The organism is Paraburkholderia sp. PGU19, assembly GCF_013426915.1.
Classification (GTDB): domain Bacteria; phylum Pseudomonadota; class Gammaproteobacteria; order Burkholderiales; family Burkholderiaceae; genus Paraburkholderia.
On sequence record NZ_AP023181.1, the window covers coordinates 460,516 to 477,851 of the forward strand.

At 63.7% G+C, this 17,336-nt stretch carries 11 protein-coding genes; 4 read left to right on the forward strand and 7 right to left on the reverse strand.

The window, feature by feature from the left end:
- Positions 1-43 precede the first annotated feature (43 nt).
- Positions 44-1,720: a ShlB/FhaC/HecB family hemolysin secretion/activation protein gene (locus H1204_RS31940; RefSeq protein ID WP_180734537.1), complete on the reverse strand. Its 1,677-nt coding sequence runs from the start codon at positions 1,718-1,720 to the stop codon at positions 44-46.
- An 8-nt stretch (positions 1,721-1,728) separates the two neighbouring features.
- Complete coding sequence (locus tag H1204_RS31945; protein WP_180734538.1) at positions 1,729-3,870, reverse strand: CHAT domain-containing protein; 2,142 nt, start codon at positions 3,868-3,870, stop codon at positions 1,729-1,731.
- Between the two features lie 332 nt (positions 3,871-4,202).
- On the opposite strand from H1204_RS31945, the gene H1204_RS31950 reads away from it, so the two are divergent.
- Together H1204_RS31950 and H1204_RS31955 are read left to right on the forward strand one after the other, a co-directional pair.
- The gene (locus H1204_RS31950) at positions 4,203-6,302 is read left to right on the forward strand and encodes a serine/threonine-protein kinase (RefSeq protein WP_180734539.1); all 2,100 of its coding nucleotides are present in this window, start codon (positions 4,203-4,205) and stop codon (positions 6,300-6,302) included.
- Positions 6,303-6,343: 41 nt separating this feature from the next.
- The gene (locus H1204_RS31955; RefSeq protein WP_243468934.1) at positions 6,344-8,158 is read left to right on the forward strand and encodes an MltA domain-containing protein; all 1,815 of its coding nucleotides are present in this window, start codon (positions 6,344-6,346) and stop codon (positions 8,156-8,158) included.
- Positions 8,159-8,573: 415 nt separating this feature from the next.
- On the opposite strand, the gene H1204_RS31960 is transcribed toward H1204_RS31955, so the two are convergent.
- The 4 genes from H1204_RS31960 to H1204_RS31975 all read right to left on the reverse strand — a co-directional run bounded on the left by H1204_RS31960 (position 8,574) and on the right by H1204_RS31975 (position 13,938).
- Positions 8,574-9,965 carry an ATP-binding protein gene (locus H1204_RS31960; RefSeq protein WP_180734540.1) on the reverse strand — a complete coding sequence of 464 codons (1,392 nt, stop codon included), beginning with the start codon at positions 9,963-9,965 and terminating at the stop codon, positions 8,574-8,576.
- Positions 9,962-11,623 carry an FAD-dependent oxidoreductase gene (locus H1204_RS31965; protein WP_180734541.1) on the reverse strand — a complete coding sequence of 554 codons (1,662 nt, stop codon included), beginning with the start codon at positions 11,621-11,623 and terminating at the stop codon, positions 9,962-9,964. The genes H1204_RS31960 and H1204_RS31965 overlap by 4 nt, the downstream gene beginning before the upstream one ends.
- Positions 11,624-11,787: 164 nt before the next feature.
- Positions 11,788-13,191: an ATP-binding protein gene (locus H1204_RS31970; RefSeq protein ID WP_180734542.1), complete on the reverse strand. Its 1,404-nt coding sequence runs from the start codon at positions 13,189-13,191 to the stop codon at positions 11,788-11,790.
- 102 nt (positions 13,192-13,293) lie between these two features.
- Positions 13,294-13,938, reverse strand: coding sequence for a glutathione S-transferase (locus H1204_RS31975; RefSeq protein ID WP_180734543.1), 645 nt, complete (start codon positions 13,936-13,938; stop codon positions 13,294-13,296).
- A 133-nt stretch (positions 13,939-14,071) separates the two neighbouring features.
- Here H1204_RS31975 and H1204_RS31980 point away from each other — a divergent pair, with 133 nt between their 5' ends.
- Positions 14,072-14,650: a TetR/AcrR family transcriptional regulator gene (locus tag H1204_RS31980; protein WP_180734544.1), complete on the forward strand. Its 579-nt coding sequence runs from the start codon at positions 14,072-14,074 to the stop codon at positions 14,648-14,650.
- 239 nt (positions 14,651-14,889) lie between these two features.
- Here H1204_RS31980 and H1204_RS31985 read toward each other — a convergent pair whose 3' ends face one another.
- Positions 14,890-16,173, reverse strand: a complete 1,284-nt coding sequence (locus H1204_RS31985; protein WP_180734545.1) for an acyl-CoA dehydrogenase family protein — start codon at positions 16,171-16,173, stop codon at positions 14,890-14,892.
- Positions 16,174-16,468: 295 nt separating this feature from the next.
- Here H1204_RS31985 and H1204_RS31990 point away from each other — a divergent pair, with 295 nt between their 5' ends.
- Positions 16,469-17,269, forward strand: coding sequence for a hypothetical protein (locus tag H1204_RS31990; protein ID WP_180734546.1), 801 nt, complete (start codon positions 16,469-16,471; stop codon positions 17,267-17,269).
- The last annotated feature ends 67 nt before the right edge of the window (positions 17,270-17,336 follow it).

Here is a 17,336-nt window from a genome sequence, read left to right on the forward strand (position 1 = left end):
ACGTCTGCGAACTGAAGCAGGAAGTCGGGCGTCTTCAGAACAACTAGAACGTCTTGGTCAACTGCACATAAAAACGCGGCACCTTGTCGTCGCCGGTGGTGTCCGAGCCCGTCGTGCGCCAGGCAACCGTGCCTTGCAGCGCGATCCCACCCGGCGCCACCCAGTACGCGCCAAAGCCGACGCCGCTGCGCGTGATCATGTTCGGCCCCTGTTCCGGCCGCGAGTTGGCGTTGTACCAGCCAGTACCGAAGTCGAAGAAGCCGAACACCGTCGCCTTCGCATTGATCGCGTAGCGTCCTTCGACCGTTGCAACAAAGCCCTCGTCGACGAGCCCTTCAGACGGCGAGTAGGCGCGCACCGCATGCGGCCCGCCCAGCAGGAAGCGCGACGAGTTGTCGAGGGTCGTGCCGGCCCACTGGCCGGATATGCCGGCAAACATGCTGAAGCGCTCCGTCACCGAATTCAGGCGGTTCGCGAAGAACGTCGCGCGCACTTCGGTGCCATGCGTGTTGCGCCCAAACGCGGACGCATCGAGTTCCTCGGCCGCCGCATTCCTGAAATGCAGGCTGCCGATCAGGAACTCCACGTCCGCGCTATTGAAGCCGCCGCCCAGCAGCGCGTCGCGGCTTTCATAGCTGAGACCGACGCTCCCCTCGACCAGCGAGCGCGGATTGTGCAGGTCCACCACGCCGATGTTGTCAATGAGATCACGATACTCGAGGTTTGCGCGGGCCAGCAGGTTCTGGTTGCGGGTACGCAGCAGCGGATGCGTCACCGTCAGATCGACGACGGTCGCCTCGCCCTGCGCATCGAGCGACGCGAAATCCTTGCCGAGCGCATAGTTGAGCCGCGACAGCGCGACACCCACGCGCGTGCCATATGCATTCACGGGCGCCTCGTAGCCGATGCGGCCATACACGGTATCGAGCCGCTCGCTGGCCAGAATCCGCAAGTCGAGGTTGTCGCCGATCATGAACGGCGAGTTGAGCCGCGCCAGCGCGCCCAGACGCCAGGTGCCGCTCGAAGGCGCGCCGTAGTTGTCGAGGTCGACGGCAAAGGTCCAGCGTTTGGCGGGCGCGACGCTGATCGTCAGATCGACCGTGCCCGGCTCGTCGCCCGTTTCGATTGCCGAGGTCACGACGATGCCGGGCAGGTCCGACAGCAGCAGCATCGTGCGCTCGAGATCGTGCTGCTGCAGCGGCTGGCCGGTCGGAATCTGCGCGACGCGTGCGCGCAGCAGGTCTTCGCGGATCGGCGTGCCCGCCGCGACATCGAGCCGCACATGGCCGAGACGTCCTTCGAGCACGGTGAATTCGACCGTGCCCGCGCTCACGTCCTGCTGCGGAATCACCACCTGGGCGAGCAGATAGCCACGCGCGCGATAGACCTGCGTCACCTTGGCGGCAATCGTTTCGAGATCCGCAAATCCGATCGGCTTGCCGATCTGGTCGCGCACGGGCGCAAGCAGCTCGTCGGACGGAATGGTGTCGTTGCCCTTGAACGTGATGCCCTTGAGCACGAACGTCGGACCGGGCGCCGTGACGGGCGGTGCGCCCGCCTGCGGTACGGCCGGTAGGGCTTGCGCACCACCCGGCGGCGCCGGGCGCGTGTCGCGCGGCGCGGTTTGCTGAAGGATGCTGCCGGCATTCGGCAGCGTCTGGCCCCACGCGATCGTCCCGCTGCAGGCCATCGCTGCCGCAATCAGTCGGAGTTTTTTCATTGTTCTTCTTAGCGCGCAATGCTCAGGCGCCAGCCTCCCATCAGGTCGAATGGTGCCCAGAAGAACGGATGTGCGAATCGTGAGTTCTGCATCACTGCGAGTTGCGCGGTCCGCATCGCGTCGATGGCTTCATGGCCGTCGGCGAGCTGCGCGTAAAACGTGCGCATGGTCAACGCGCTTGATTCGTCGGCCACCGGCCACATCGACACGATCAGGCTCGTCGCGCCCGCATAGAAGAAGGCGCGCGTGAAGCCGAGAATCTCGTCGCCGCGCGCGATCCGCCCAAGCCCCGTCTCGCACGCCGACAGCGTGACGAGCGACACGTTGTTCAGCTTCAGGTTGTAGATGTCTTTCGCGAGCAGCGAGTCGGGGCCGTCAGCAGGCTGCGTCGCGGGCGCGAGCAGGATGCGCGAATGCAATGGATCGATCGTGTCGGCCTCCGCGTGGGTGGCGACATGCAGCACCCGGCCCGTAGGCGCATTCTCGCGAAAGCTCACACGCGTCGCGCTGGATTGCAGAAACACTTCCTGGCGCGCAAACAGCGGCGCGATGCCGCGCACCTCCGCCTCGGCGCCGGGCAGCGCATAAGCGGGTGCGATCGTCGGATTGCCGAATGCGACGAGATTGCTCGCCACCTTCAGCTCGCGCGTGGCGAGCTGCACCGCGACGCTCGCCGAAGGCTCCAGCGCGATCGCGTGGCGCTGGATCAGGAAACCATCCGGGCCGTGCAACGCCTGGAACGGCAGATAGTGCAGCGCGCCGTGCGGGACGATGATCAGCCGGTCGTCGGCGCGCAATCCGAGTGGCGCGATCAGCAGCGCGTAGAGCTTGTCGCCATAGGTGATCGCGGTTGGCCGGCGGCGCACGATTGCGTTACGGAAATCGGTGACGGCGGCGTCCATGTCGGCGCGCGCGATGGGGAGCGTATAACCCTTCAGCCCTTCGTTGCGGATCACCCACACGATGATCGATTTCTCGAGGTTGTGATATTCGACGAGCGTCTCGTTTGGCTTCAGTGCGTTGCGCACCACGTCGAGACCCGGCACATCGCCGTTCAGTTGACGGTCGTTCACACCGGCATCGACGCGATTGCGCACGACGTCGAGCAGCGCACGCGCGCGGCTGCGTTCGGACAGATTCCACGCCGAGGCATAGTCGCCCACTTCGACCGTCAGCGTGATCGCCATTTCGAACACGGACTGCGTATCGCCGAAGAGGCCCGTCTTGAACTCTTCGCTGCGAAAGCGCGCGCGGATCTTCTCCGAATCGTCCACGGCCTGCAGATAGGCTTCGCGCGCCCTCGCCCGCTGGCCAAGCGCAAGGTCGGCACGGCCGATGCCTTCGTGCGCCCACAGGCGGTCGTAGTTCGCGTCGCTGCCGCCGCTTTCCGACAGCAGCGTGGTGAACGCGAGCAGCGCTTCCTGGGGCTTGCCTTCGGCGAGCAGCAGGTTGCCTTCGATGCGGCGGTACTCCGGCGCGAGGTCCGCGCTCGGCGCGGGACTGGCGGCGTTGAAAGTCTTGCGCGCGCCGGCCGTGTCGCCCGCGGCGATCTGCGCGTTCGTGATCGACAGCAGCACCAGCGGACGGTAGCGCGGCGACGCCGTTTCGAGCGCGCGGTTGTAGGCGTCGATTGCGTCTTGCGGATGGCCGCGGCGCAGCGCGATGTCGCCGAGCACCTTGTTGGCGGGCGCAAACACCTGTTCGGGCGCTTTCGGGGTCGAGGCCAGCGCTTCCTGTGCGTATTTCTCGGCGTCGTCGAGATCGCCGGCGTAGCTGTACGCGATCGCGAGGTCACGCTTCGACAGCGCGGCCAGATCGGCATTGTCGGTACGCTGCGCCATCACCAGCGCGCGGGCGGCCGCCTCGACGCTGTCGCGGAAGTCGCCGCGCTCGGCCGCCGATACGGCCATGCTGCAATAGTCGTACGCGGGCAGCGTGACGCGATCACGCGAGAGCAGCAGACGCCCTTCGGAAGTCAACGACTGCAGCGTTTCGGCATCGCGTTCGCGTTCGCTCGCCTGTCGAAAGCCTTGAGATTCGGGCGCGAGGCCCGGCGCGGGGCCGGTGGCAGGTGCGGCTGGCGCGGCCGCGAACGCGCCGCCCCATACGCCTGAAGTTGCACAGACGACGAGCGCAGCGATGCCCATCATGCGTGACCCGGCATGCGCCCTGACACGCAAGCGCGTAGTGCCGCTTTGCACTGCACGCCTCGCGATGCGCGCTACGCAGGACATCGGGTTTCTTATGAGTTCGTTCACATCGTCTTCCTGCTGGAAGGTCCATGGACGCGACCGGAGAGCCGTTGTGACTGCGAGGGTGTGCGGGCCAGAGCGAGCGCCGCCAGAAATGCCTGCAACTCTTTCTAAAGAAACGATTGTGTACGCGCATTTTGAAAACGGCCGGGGACGCGGGAGGCCGTCGCTTCAAAAATGGCCGCGTGATTCGTCTTGTTGATACACGCACGTGCGCGTGGGGATGGCGCATGCTCGTTCGCAGCGCCGCGCGACTGGACTTTCCTGTGAATCCCGTCCCGATGAACAGCCCCGATGACAAGACGGTAATCGTGCCACACCCACCCGAGCCCGACAGCCAGCCGGTGGGCGTCGATCCAGCGGGCTCGGATAGCTCGGATAGCGCGACCATCGTGCCGCCGGCGGCCGTCGCAGGCGTAGAGTCGCATCACGCGCTGTCGGTCGGCATGCGGGTCGCGGAGTTCGAAATCAAGGGCTTGATCGGTGAAGGCGGCTTTGGCATTGTCTATCTCGCGCACGACACCCAATTGGGCCGCAACGTCGCGCTCAAGGAATACATGCCAGCCTCACTGGCTTCGCGCGGCAGCAACGCGGAAGTCACGGTGCGCTCCGAGCGCCACAAGGAAACGTTTCTCGCGGGCCTGAAAAGCTTCGTCAATGAAGCGCGCCTGCTCGCGCAGTTCGATCATCATTCGCTCGTCAAGGTCTACCGGTTCTGGGAAGCGAACAGCACCGCCTACATGGTGATGCCGTACTACGATGGCGTCACGCTGCGCGACGCGCTGCGAGCGAAGAATGCGCCGCCCGACGAAGCGTGGCTGCGCGCGCTACTGACGTCGCTCGTCAGCGCACTCGACGTGATGCACCGCGCGCAGTGCTACCACCGCGACATCGCGCCGGACAATATCCTGCTGCTGAAGGACAGCGGCCGTCCGCTGCTGCTCGACTTCGGCGCGGCGCGGCGCGTGATCGGCGATATGACACAGGCGCTGACTGTCATCCTCAAGCCCGGCTATGCCCCCGTCGAACAGTATGCGGAAGTCCCGTCGCTGAAACAGGGGCCGTGGACCGACATCTATGCGCTTGCCGCGGTCGTCTACTTCGCGATCGTCGGCAAGACGCCGCCGCCCTCGGTAGGCCGGATGATGAGTGACAGTTACGTGCCGCTCGCGATGCAAGCGTCAGGCCGTTATTCGCCCGCCTTCCTGCGTGCTATCGATCACGCGCTCGCCGTGCGGCCCGATGAGCGGCCGCAGAGCATGCAGGCGTTCGCGGCGGAGTTAGGCCTTGCATTGAGCGCTCAGGACGGAACCCATGACGAGCCCGCCGCGTTGTCTTCACCGCGTACGGCAGCGCCTGCCGCGAGCAGTAGCGTGCCGGCCCGCGAGGCGAGCGACGCGCTGCGACCGGGCACGGCAAGCCGTGACAACCTGGGGGCTTCCCCTCCTGGTGCCACGGCGGCGGGCGCGTCGCGCACGACAAGCCGGCGCTCCACGGCAATAGCGGTTGGCGCCGTCGTCGTCGTCGGGCTGGCGGGGCTTGGAGGCTGGTTCGCGATGCGGCCCTCGACGAAAACCGCACCGCCCGTCGTCGCCGTTACAGCCAGCGACCATCCGGCGGCGTCGGAAGCGCAACACGCGCAGACCGTGCCCCCGCCCGCTCCGTCCACGCCACAGGTTGCGGGCAACGCCATGCAAACGCCGTCGGCGAGCGGGCCTGCAAGCGCCCCCGTCAGCACTGCCGCGAATACGGCGGCAAATACGACCGCGAACTCGATACCAGACATCACACCCGCGCTGCCGCCTTACACGCCCGGTGGCGAACTCGACCGGATCGTCTCCCTTGCCGACCCGTCGATCAGCGTCAAGGCCCTCTCGCGTATCACCACCGCGCGGATCAGCAAGGATCATCTGCAATTCAGCGTCGGCAGCAATCGCGCGGGCTACGTGTACGTCTTCATGGTCGATCCCGCCGGGCAATATCTGATGCTGTTTCCGAACGGGCTCGACAAGAACAATGCGATCGCCGCCGGCCAGACCCTTTCGTTGCCGCGCGCAAGCTGGCCAATGATGGCGGGCGCGCCGGCTGGCCCGAACCACTTTCTCGTACTGGTCTCATCCGCGCCGCGCGACTTTTCAGACGGCGGGCTGCATGGCGAATCGGTGTTCGCGGATTTTCCTGAAGACGCGCAACGCGCCGCCGCGATACGCCGCACGGTCAGCTATTCGCCGTTCGCCGGCAAGCCGCGCTGTGCAACTGGCGCGTCCCGCTGCCCGGATACGTTCGGCGCAGCGACTTTCACGATCGACGTCGTCGGGTCGCCGACGTAGCGGACAAGGTGGACGTCCACGCATGGGGCGCAGGAGGCGGCATGCACAACGTACGTTGGATGCTCTGTGTGGTTGCGGCGCTCGTGGGTTGTGCTGGCAATCAGCCCGCCTCGACGACGACCTTTGGACCGGCGGGCACGCCGTCACCCCAACCTGCGGCGCAAGAGTCTTCACAGATGCCGTCGCCCGCACCTGCGGCGCCGCTTCCGTCCATGCAATCGCAAGCGGCACCCGTCACGCCCGCGACGGTGGCGACCACGCCCGCCGCACCTGCGACATCCGCCGCCGCGTCCGCGCCGGTTGCAAACGCGAGCGGCAGCATCGCCTTCTCCACCCGTCACGCATACTACGCATCGGCCCGCTTCGCTGATCTGCCCGGTTGGAACACCGACGACCTCAGTAGCTCATGGGACGCTTTCAAACGCAGCTGTGCGGTACTCGGCTCGCGTGCCGGCTGGTCGGAGCCGTGCGCGGCGTCACGCTCGGTCGATGCGCGCAACGTCGCCGCGATCCGTCAGTTCTTCGAGACGTATTTCAATGCGTACCAGATCCGCAATGCCGACAAGAGCGGCGACGGCACGCTGACCGGCTACTACGAGCCCCTGCTGAATGGCAGCCGGCAGTACGGCGGCGCCTTTCTCTACCCGGTCTACGGCACGCCCGACGATATGCTGTATCTCGATGCCCGTCGCCTGCCGGACAGCGCACGCGGCACGGCGAGCACCGCGCGCATCGATGGCCGCATGGTCATCCCCGTCACCGGCATCACGCCGGGGAGCACCAAGGGCGTCTACGTGCTCGATCTGCGCGACAGTGTTCCCGACATACGCGACAAGAAGATCCGTCTGCGGCTCGATCATGATCGCATCGTGCCGTACTACACGCGTGCCGAGATCGAGCGCGGTGCGCTCAAGGCGCCGATTCTCGCTTACGTCGACGATCCCGTGATGCTGTACTCGATGCAGGTGCAAGGAGCAGGCAAGGTGCGCATGAGCGACGGCACGGTGCGCCGCTTCGCTTACGCGGAGCAGAACGGCCGCCCGTTCCTGCCGCCCGTTGCGCGCGCGAACGCCGGCAGCGGGCAGCGGATCACCGTGCGTGGCATCGACGTCGAAATAGACGTCGAGGACGAGTCGGCGACGGGCGGCGCCGGCAACGCTAGCGCACCGACGCCTGGCGATGCGACGGGCGGCGTGCCTGCCACCCGCACGCAGGACGATGACGAACCGGTGTCGCCGCTGCTGCGCGGTTTCAAGCTGGCGGCAGCGACACCACAAGGATCGGCGCCCGCCGTGCGTCCCGCTGCCAGCGACAACACGGCAGGCGGGATGTCGAAAGGCTCCGTTGCTTCGAAGACGGGCGACGCCGCCACGGGCGCATCGACGAACAATGCCCCCGTCAAGCGCGTGTTCGCCATCTCGGACCCGAGCTACGTGTTCTTCCGGCTGATTCCCGATTCGCCGAATGGGCCCGTCGGCGCACTGGGTGTCGCGTTGTCGGCGGGCCGCTCCATCGCCGTCGATCCGCGCACGACGCCGCTCGGCGCGCCGGTGTTCCTCTCGACGCGCGACGATCCGCAAGCGCCCGGCGCCATCGACCGCCTGATGATGGCGCAGGACTCAGGCGGTGCCATTCAGGGTGCAGTGAGAGCGGACTATTTTTATGGCTTTGGCCAAACCGCGCAGGCGCAGGCGAGCCGGACGAAGGAACGCATACGCATGTGGGTGCTGTTGCCGAAAGGGCTGCCCATCGCCGCGCGGGACGCGACGCTGAAAACGCGGGGCGGCGGCGCGGCGGCGTCGAGTGCCGATTGCCTTGTCAGCGATCCCGAGTTGTGCGTCGACGATACGCCTTGAGGGCGCTTCGCTTCGTGGCAATCTCCTGTCGGTATTCAGGGACCGGACGAATGTCCGCAGAGTGCTGAACCGACGGCCAGGAGGCGACATGTGCCCGCACCGCAGGTCGGCCATTCAGGTGCCGGATCGACTTGTGGGCCACAAAAAGAAAACGCCCGCGTTATTAAACACAGGCGTTTCCGTGGCCCCGCTACCGCGCCCCATTGAACGACTTGATCGTTCGCTATGCATCAGAGGCCGGCTTCCGCGCGACTCACTATCAGTATAGGACGCGCTGAGGAATATCCAAGTCGACGAAGCTTGCCTTTGGACGAGCCAGAACGCCAATGTGATTTAGCGGGACCGTACTATTTGGCTGCGCCCTGTTGCGTCGATCTTAACGAAGATCCGACCCGCAATATGCGCCGCCGTGTCATCAATGACGCGGCGCCAGCGGCAGGCACACTTTGAACTTCGTCTCGCCTGGGCGCGACGCGACGCTGATCGTGCCGTTGTGCCGCTGCACAACGGTCCGGTACGCGATGTGAAGCCCCAGGCCATTGCCCTTGCCTAACGGCTTGGTCGTAAAGAAAGGCTCAAAAAGCCGCGCGACGATATCGTCCGGAATGCCGGACCCCGTGTCCATGATTTCGATGACCGCAAAACTGCCTTCCAGGCGCGAGCGTATCGTGAGTTCGCCGTTGCCATCCATCGCGTCGACGGCATTGTCTATCAGATTCGTCCACACCTGATTCAGCTCGCTGCCATAGACGGGTACGTGCGGCAGCATGCGATCGTAGTCGCGGTTTACGGTCACGCCTTGCTTGAGCTTGTGGCGCATGATCGTCAGCGTATCCTCGATGCCGCTATGTATATCGACCTCCTGCAATGGCGCCTGGTCCATATATGAGTAGTCCTTCATCGCCTTCACGATCTCTGAGATACGGCCCGCACCGATCCATGCCTGATCTCCCAAAGACCGCAGTTCCAGCGTCGCAGCCAGCCAGCGCACGCCCGCGTCGAATTGCTCTGGTGTCACTCGCGCGGCGACGGGTTCGAGATCGTCTGGCATGAGACCGGCCACCGCGAGTTGCGGCGCGATCAGCCACGGTTTGGCAAGCCCGTGTGCAGCGAGCCAATCGGTGAGCATGCTTTCGGCTTCGCTTTGCCGCAATGCAGCTTGAGGTGCCGTATCGGCGGCAGGCACGGCACGGCTTGCCCAGCCGTTCAACATGTCGACGACATCGGCGGGTATCGCGCTCACCACCAGTGCTCGCGTCGCTTCACGCATGTTGTCGAGCGATTCGCGCAGACCATCGGCTGCGCGCGCCACGGCGGCGGCTGGATTGTTCAGTTCATGCGCGAGACCCGCCGACAGGCGACCCAGTGCGGCAAGCTTCTCGCCATTGAGGATGAACGCGTCATAGGCGCTGATGCGCGCGTAGATCGACCGGAAGATGTGACGGCTGAAGGACTCGCATTCGTTCAGCAGCGTGCGGACCACCGGCTCGGGAATGGCGACCAGAAAACAATCGGTCGCGGCCGTGAAGGTCAATGGCAGCGGCATGTCCGCCAGCAGCGAGGTCTCTGCAATCGATGTCGGCGCGGGCCGCCGGTCATCGAACACTTGCCGCCCGCCCACCATTTTTTCCGTCACGATTTCGCCGTCGAGCAGCACGAACTGATGCGTGACGCGCTGCCCCTCTCGCATCAGGATCTCACCCATCTTCAGATGGTATTCGTCCAGATTCGCGCGCAGCCATGCGCGTCGCTCCTCCGGCAATCCAGAGAAGAGAGGCATCTCAAACAGCGCGGTCAGATCGCTCATGGACTCGCCAGATATTGGTGGATGAAATGCACGGCAATCGATCCTTCGCCGACGGCAGCCGCCACGCGTTTGACGGAATCGGCACGCACGTCGCCCGCCGCGAAGATGCCGGGGACACTCGTTTCGAGCAGATACGGATCGCGTCCAACCTGCCATCCCGAAGGCTTCCTGCCGCCCTTGACGAGCGTACGGCCCGTCAGCAGAAAACCATGCTCGTCCCGCTCGACGACCCCGCGCAGCCATTCCGTGCAAGGCGCAGCGCCGATGAAAACGAACAGGCCGCTCGCTTCAACCGTCTCGATGCGCCCAGTCTGCAAGTCACGCAACACGATCGCGTCGAGATGTCCGTCGCCGCTCACGCTTTCGACCTCGGTATAGGGCCGCACGCGAATATTCCCGGTTTCGTGTATCTGCTGGACCAGATAGTGCGACATGCCCGCGCTCAGCGACGGTCCCCGGCACAGCAATGTGACCGATCGCGCGTACCGGGAAAGGAACATCGCGCCCTGTCCCGCCGAATTCGCGGCGCCCACGATATATAAATCCTGATTGGCGCAAGCGACGGCCTCGACGAGCGCCGCGCCGTAATAGACGCCCGCGCCCGTCAGCGCCTGCACGCCGCGCGCTTCCAGTTTGCGATACGACACGCCGCTCGCGACCATCAGCGCAAGACAGCTGACCTCGGAGCCATCGGAGAGCTTGACGAACTTGTACGGCGCTTCTATTCGCAAGCCGACTGCATGTTGCGTCAGTATCATTTCGGCGCCGAAGCGCCTTGCCTGCATCAGCGCTCGCCGCGACAGCTCCGCGCCGCTCACGCCCGCCGGAAAGCCAAGGTAGTTATCGATGTGCGAACTGGTGCCTGCCTGACCGCCGGGCGCATCACATTCGATGATCGCCACCTGCAGTCCTTCCGATGCGCCATACACGGCGGCAGCGAGCCCCGCCGGCCCGCCGCCCACGATCACGAGGTCATAGAAAGGGGTCGTCGAGCGCGTGCGCAGTCCTACTTGCTCGGCGATCTGCGCCGTCGTCGGACGGCTCATCACGGTACCGTCCTCGAAGATCAGCACGGGCAACTGACGCATGCCCGGATGCAGCGCGTTGAGCAACGGATCGGCCTCGTCGTGCCGCTCCACATCGAGCCATCGGAACGGAATGTGATTGCGCGCCAGAAAGTCGCGCAGCAAATGCCCTTGCGGCGACCAGCGGTGATCGAGCAGGCGGATGCCTTGCGATGCGGGACGAAACGATGCGTGCCAGTCCGCGAGCAGATCATCGAGCGCCGGATAGAAGTTCTGTTCGGGCGGATGCCACGGCTTGAGCAGGTACTGATCGAGATGCACCGTATTGATCGCGCGGATGGCGGCATCCGTATCCGCGTACGCGGTCAACAGCACGCGCTTGGCTTCCGGGAACAGTTCGATTGCCTGTTCGAGGAACTCGATACCGCTCATCTGCGGCATGCGCTGATCCGCGATGAAAAGCGCAATGAAGCGGTTTTGCAGACGCAATTGTTGCGCGGCTTCCAGCGCGGCCGACCCCGACTCCATGCGCACGATCTGGTAATGCTCGCCGTACGCAACCTGAAGATCGCGCGCGACCGCACCGGCCACGATCGGGTCGTCATCGACAGCGAGGATTACGGGCTTTTCCATGACAGCGTCAGCGGCTCACGCCAGTTCAAACGCCGGCTACGCGCTGTTCGTGTATCTGTGCCAGCGATGAATCGCGGCGTCTGTTGCAAGCATTGTAGGCGCTGCCGCGCCAAGGTCGTGATCGCTATCTCGATCGTGAAATGGGGCCGGTTCGACATGAGTGGCTACGCGGCGGGCGGCACGTTGAAGCCCAATGGCAGTGTCACGCGGAAAGTCGTCCAGCCCGGACCCGACTGCGCATGTATCGTGCCGCCGTGCCGGTTGACCACGATGCGGTACGCAATATGCAGACCGAGCCCCACGCCATGATCGCGTGCCCCGGCGACGTGCTTTGAAGTGAAGAAAGGCTCGAAGAGATGAGTCAATGCTTCTGGCGGAATGCCCGGCCCGTTGTCGGTGATTTCGACGACGGCACAGTCGGCATCGCGCCGCGTGCGGATCGTGATCGTGCCCTGTCCGTTCATCGCCTCGATCGCGTTCTCGATGATCCGCGTCCAGACCTGGTTCAATTCGCTCCCGTATACCTGAAGTCGCGGCAAGCCAGGGTCGTAGTCGCGTATCACGTCGATGCCGCGCTTCATCTCGTGCATCATCACGGTCAGCGTGTCGTCGATGCCTTCGTGAATGTCGATCTCCTGTTGGGGGCCCTGATCCATGAACGAATACGACTTCATCGCGGCCACGATATCGGAGATGCGCAGTGCGCCTTGCATCGCTTCGTCCATCATCGAGCGAAGGTCCAGCACGCGTGCAATCCAGCCGATGGCGGAATCGAACTGCGCTGTGTCCAGGCTGCTGGCCAACGGGCCGAGGTCCTCCACGGTGAAGCCATGTGCAACGAGGACGGGTGCCACGAGCCATGGCTTCTTGACGCCCTGCGTGGCCAGCCAGTCGCCGAGCCGTACTTCTGCTTCGCTTCGCTGCAACGAATTCATCGCACCATTGGGCACCTTGCCGTTGACCAGCGCACTGAGTCGAGCAACGACCTCGCGCGGCACGGCATTGCAGCCGAGCGCCAACGCCGCGTCTTCGAGCGCCGCAAACTCGCGGCGCATGTGATCGAGCGAACGCGTCAACGCGGCAGCAGGATTGTTCAGTTCGTGCGCGAGCCCTGCCGCGAGCTTGCCCAGGGCGGCGAGTTTCGCGCGATTGAGGTCCGCTGTTTCCAGCGCGGTCAGCCAGTCCGTCATTACGCGTGCGACGACACGCCCAAACGGACCGCACGACATGAACAGCTCACGGAAAGCCGCTTCGGGCAGCCGCGCAAGACGGCTATCGCGCATGGCCGTCAGCGTGGCCGGGAAAGGTATCGAAGCGATCACGCACGGCGTGCCGAACACATCCGGCGAAGAAAAGCGCTCGCCGTAGTCGCGTCCGTCGTCGCGTCTCGTCGTCGTGAGTTCGCCTTCGAGCAGGATCAGCAGGCTCGTGGTCATTTCGCCTTCGTGCAGCAGCACCTCGCCAGCACTGACCGAGAACTCGGTCAGGTTGTCACGCAGCCATTGCAGCCGATCTTCCGGGAGGTCCGCGAACACGGATACCTGGCTCAACGTGTGGAGTTCGATCATGGCTCGCTACAAAGAGGCAGCAACCCGGCGACAGCGCATGTCGCCGGGTTCGAACGCGTTGATTCAGTTTAGGTGCTCGGCGGGTCGACGGCCAATCACCTTCTACGCCGGATTCACAACCGAAGCACGCGCATCGACCTTTACTTTCCATGCACGAAGCGCGTTGCACTCGGCCGGCACGTCGATCTTGGCGAAGTGCGCAAACAGCAGCCCAGCCCAGACGGTTATGTCAGCCATCGAAAACGCATCGCCTGCGACATAAGGCTGGGCCTCGAGCACGCTATCGAAATAGCGCATGCCCGCGACTGCCTTCTCGCCCTGGAGCTTCCCCCACTCGGCGCGCGCCGCCCACTGCGGCTGTTTGTATTCGCGCAGCGCATCGCCCAATCCCGCCGTCGCATGATGAAAATAAATGCCTACGGGATCGATGAGCTCCGACTCGGCACGCTTTTGCATCATGTGAATCACACCTTTGTCGCGCGCGGTCTTGCCCGTGAGGATCGGGTCGCCGTCCAGATTGTCGAGATACTCGGTAATCGCCGTACATTCAGCGATGCGGGTTCCATCGTCGAGTTCCAGCACCGGCACGGTGCCTGTCGGATTGATCTTCAAAAAAGCGGCTTGTTTGTGTTCCGCCGCAGGCAGGTCGACCTTGACGAACTCGACCTGCGAAGCAAGCTGCTTCTCGGCCAGCACGATGCGAATGCGCAACGGGTTCGGGAACCCGGGGATGTCATAGATTTTCATATCCTTTCCTTGATCGAAGTGGACTTACCAACCGCTAAGTAAGTGCGATCGAATCATAGAGAAGGTAGAGCTGTCGTGTCAAGACTTACTTATCGCTAAGTAAGCTTACCAATCAGTTGGTAAGTAATCTGCTATGATTGCGCGCATGAATACTCCTGACACGAAAAGCCGCATCCTCGCGGTGGCGCGCTACATGGTGCAGGCCCACGGATACAACGCCCTCAGCATTCGCGAGGTCGCGAACGAAGTCGGCATCAAGGGCCCCGCCGTTCACCATCACTACCCGACCAAGGGCGACCTCGGCGCGGCGCTTGCGCGCCAGTACAGCGACGATGCCGTCGCATTTCTGGAGGGATTGCTGGAGCAGCACAGGAGCGAGCGCGCGACCTTCGACCACTACATCAAGGTGTTTCGCGCAGCCCTCGAAAACGACAACCGCATGTGCCTGAGCGGCATCATGGCGGCCGAGCATCATGACCTTCCCGAGGAGGTCAAGGTCGAGGTACAGCGATTCATGGATATCAACATCGAATGGCTGACTCGCCTGCTTTCGCTCGATGCCGAGCGAAAGGACAAGAAAGCAAACAAGGCGCGTGCGGTGGCAATCTTTGCGGCAATCGAAGGGGCACAGCTCATTGCGCGCGGCCGGTCCGACATTCGGGTTTTCGATGAGACGCTGCGCGCGTATCGAACGCACGGACTGATTCCCTGACGTTGGCCACGCATGAACGCGTCTCCGCGAGTGACGCGTAGGCAGTCCAGACGCAGTCTGCGTCGATATAAATCAGGATTGGCGCCGCTCATTGCGGGCCGGCGTGTGGATTAAACCTTGCTCGCCCGCACGTCGAAGGCGCCCCCAGTAAGCACCTTAACGCGCAACGTCACCGGCTTCTTGCCGGGCAACAGCGGAAACACCAGTTCCGCAAAACGGATCGATTCTTCGATCTCGCGCTATCCATTGACGGCAACCGCGCTGTCCGTCGCAGCACGTCCCAGTTCGCTGGGCGAATGCGCGAGACTGAACCGTTCGTTGGACGCCGCGCCGTTCAGATGAAAGTGGCCCACCGCCGCTTCGCGCTGGATCGCGGGATTATGCGAAGCGAGCACACGCGCATTGCGCCAGTGACGATCGAGCCGCCGCGTCTCACTCGTCGCAGACGCTCCGCCCACTTCGAATACGAGTGTGGCCGCCTCCAGCACCTGTTCGATCACGATCTGCTGCGCCTGGTAGGCTTCGATATCGAGCGCAATATAAGTGTCTGTATTCGCGCGGCCCGCGAGTCTCGCCTGATACGCGTTTTCGAGCGAGCGCACCACCGATGCCGTAATACTCTCAGCCGAATAGGCGAGACTGGCCAGCCGCCCCACCACACGATGCACGAGAGGATTGTCGCGCGGGCTCGAGCGACCTGGCACGCCGAACGTGCGCGTGTGCGCCTGCGCGAACGCAACGCCGTCACGCAGCACGGCGCGCGCGATGCCAGTCAGCGTCGCGAGATGGACGGTCTGATAGAAAGCCGTCAGGGAGGTATTGCGACGCGGCTCCGACGCCTTGTAGCGCACCAGTAGCTGATCGTCGCTCACATGGACGGAGTCGAAGCGCGTCGTGCCGCTCGCAGTCAAACGCTGACCGAAGCCATCCCAATCATCAATACGCGCGACGCCAGGCGCATCGGCGCGCACCAACACGCGCACGTCGTCGGCGCCGTCGTGCGCGGCGACGTCGATCCAGTCCGCGTAAAGCGTGCCCGTGCTGTAGTACTTCTCGCCGTTCAACCACCAGCCGTTGCCGCTCTTGTCGGCCACCAGCGTGACGCTGTTGTGCGTGCTCGCGGTGCGCTCGGATATCGCGGCACCGACGGTCTCGCCCGCCGCGATCTTCGTGAGCCAGCGCTCGCGCAATGCCTCATCATCGCTTTCGAGCCGACTTTCGATAAAGCCTGAATTCAGCCGCAATATCTGCGGCAGATTCGAATCGGCCTCACCCAGGCGCGTCAAAAGACGAAAGAACTGCGGCAACGTCGCGCCGCTACCGCCATAGCGCTTTGGCACTCGCAACGCGGTGAACCCTGCTTCCTTCAGCCAGCGCACTGCATCGTAGGCGAGTTCCCGATTCTGCTCGCGCTCGATACTGCCAGCCGCAATCCGCTCGAATATGGGCGCGAAGCGCGCATCAAGCTCCGCGTCGTCGGCATCGCTGGTGGCATCGTGCTGGGCGGTGGGAATCGTACTCATCGACAGTCTCCGGACAGGTTCACAGCATTCCAGATTAAGCGTCGCGGGTTCGCCGTTGCAACCAACAAAAGCCGATAACGATATGCGTTGATGCGCGTACCGCGTGCTTATTCACGCTGCGCACGGTTGCCTATATTTAAAGGTTTTGCCGGCATTCATTCAGACTCCGCTTTCCGAATGAAACTGACTGTGCATATCACCGTATCTGCGTTCATGAGACTCTAGTTTGTCGCGTTCAGCGCGGTTCTGCCGTTTTGAACGCGGCACTTTTTTCTCACTCACCTACGGGGTTGATATGGACCGCATCGATTCAGTCGTTTTGAAGCAAAATACGGGTTATACGTTGCTCGAAGAAGGCTTTAATTCGGGCACGGTAAAGAAAACGGAAAGGCTGCCGTTTACGATAAAGGTGGTAAGTAACCGGATGGAACTCGACAAGGCGGTCGAGATGCGCCGCGCCGCGTATCGGCGGCACTTGCCGGAATTCGCCGAAACCATGGGCGTCGAAGCGCTGGATGGCGCGCATGGCACGGTCGTGCTGCTCGCGCAATCGCGGCTGGATGGTGGGCCGCTCGGCACCATGCGGGTCCAGACGAACGCATTCGATTCGCTCGCCGTCGAACAATCGGTCCGACTGCCGGACTGGCTGGGCCAGGTGCGCCTCGCCGAGGCAACGCGACTCGGCGTGGCGCGCGGCGCGATCGGGCGGATGGTGAAGGTGGCGCTGTGCAAGGCGTATTACATGTTTTGCGCGCAGAACGGGGTCGACTGGATGTTAATTACCGCGCGTTCGCCGCTCGATCGGGAATATGAGGCGATGCTGTTCGAAGATGTATATGGGCAGAATGAATTCCTGCCGATGTCGCACGTCGGCGGCTTGCCGCATCGGGTGATGGCGAAACCGGTTGCACTGGTTCGTCAGCGCTGGGCGAAGGTCAACCATCCGTTCTATGGGTTCTTCTTCGAAACGGATCACGTCGACATCGACGTCAGCGTCGCATCGCTGCAGGGCGAAGCCGGCCACGGCATCGAGCGCGGCAGCCTGCCGGACAGCGCCTCGGATTATCTGAGGTCGTTGAGCGAAGCCGAAGCGTAAGGCAGTTGAGGTAAGGTGTCCGCCCGAAGCAATTCGGGCGGACAAAAGATGGAGGGGCGTCGGCGCA

Coding starts and splice junctions, on each gene's coding strand:
- H1204_RS31940 (WP_180734537.1), bottom strand. CDS start 1,720: ATGAAAAAACTCCGACTGATTGCGGCAGCGATGGCCTGCAGCGGGACG.
- H1204_RS31945 (WP_180734538.1), bottom strand. CDS start 3,870: ATGATGGGCATCGCTGCGCTCGTCGTCTGTGCAACTTCAGGCGTATGG.
- H1204_RS31950 (WP_180734539.1), top strand. CDS start 4,203: ATGCTCGTTCGCAGCGCCGCGCGACTGGACTTTCCTGTGAATCCCGTC.
- H1204_RS31955 (WP_243468934.1), top strand. CDS start 6,344: ATGCACAACGTACGTTGGATGCTCTGTGTGGTTGCGGCGCTCGTGGGT.
- H1204_RS31960 (WP_180734540.1), bottom strand. CDS start 9,965: ATGAGCGATCTGACCGCGCTGTTTGAGATGCCTCTCTTCTCTGGATTG.
- H1204_RS31965 (WP_180734541.1), bottom strand. CDS start 11,623: ATGGAAAAGCCCGTAATCCTCGCTGTCGATGACGACCCGATCGTGGCC.
- H1204_RS31970 (WP_180734542.1), bottom strand. CDS start 13,191: ATGATCGAACTCCACACGTTGAGCCAGGTATCCGTGTTCGCGGACCTC.
- H1204_RS31975 (WP_180734543.1), bottom strand. CDS start 13,938: ATGAAAATCTATGACATCCCCGGGTTCCCGAACCCGTTGCGCATTCGC.
- H1204_RS31980 (WP_180734544.1), top strand. CDS start 14,072: ATGATTGCGCGCATGAATACTCCTGACACGAAAAGCCGCATCCTCGCG.
- H1204_RS31985 (WP_180734545.1), bottom strand. CDS start 16,173: ATGAGTACGATTCCCACCGCCCAGCACGATGCCACCAGCGATGCCGAC.
- H1204_RS31990 (WP_180734546.1), top strand. CDS start 16,469: ATGGACCGCATCGATTCAGTCGTTTTGAAGCAAAATACGGGTTATACG.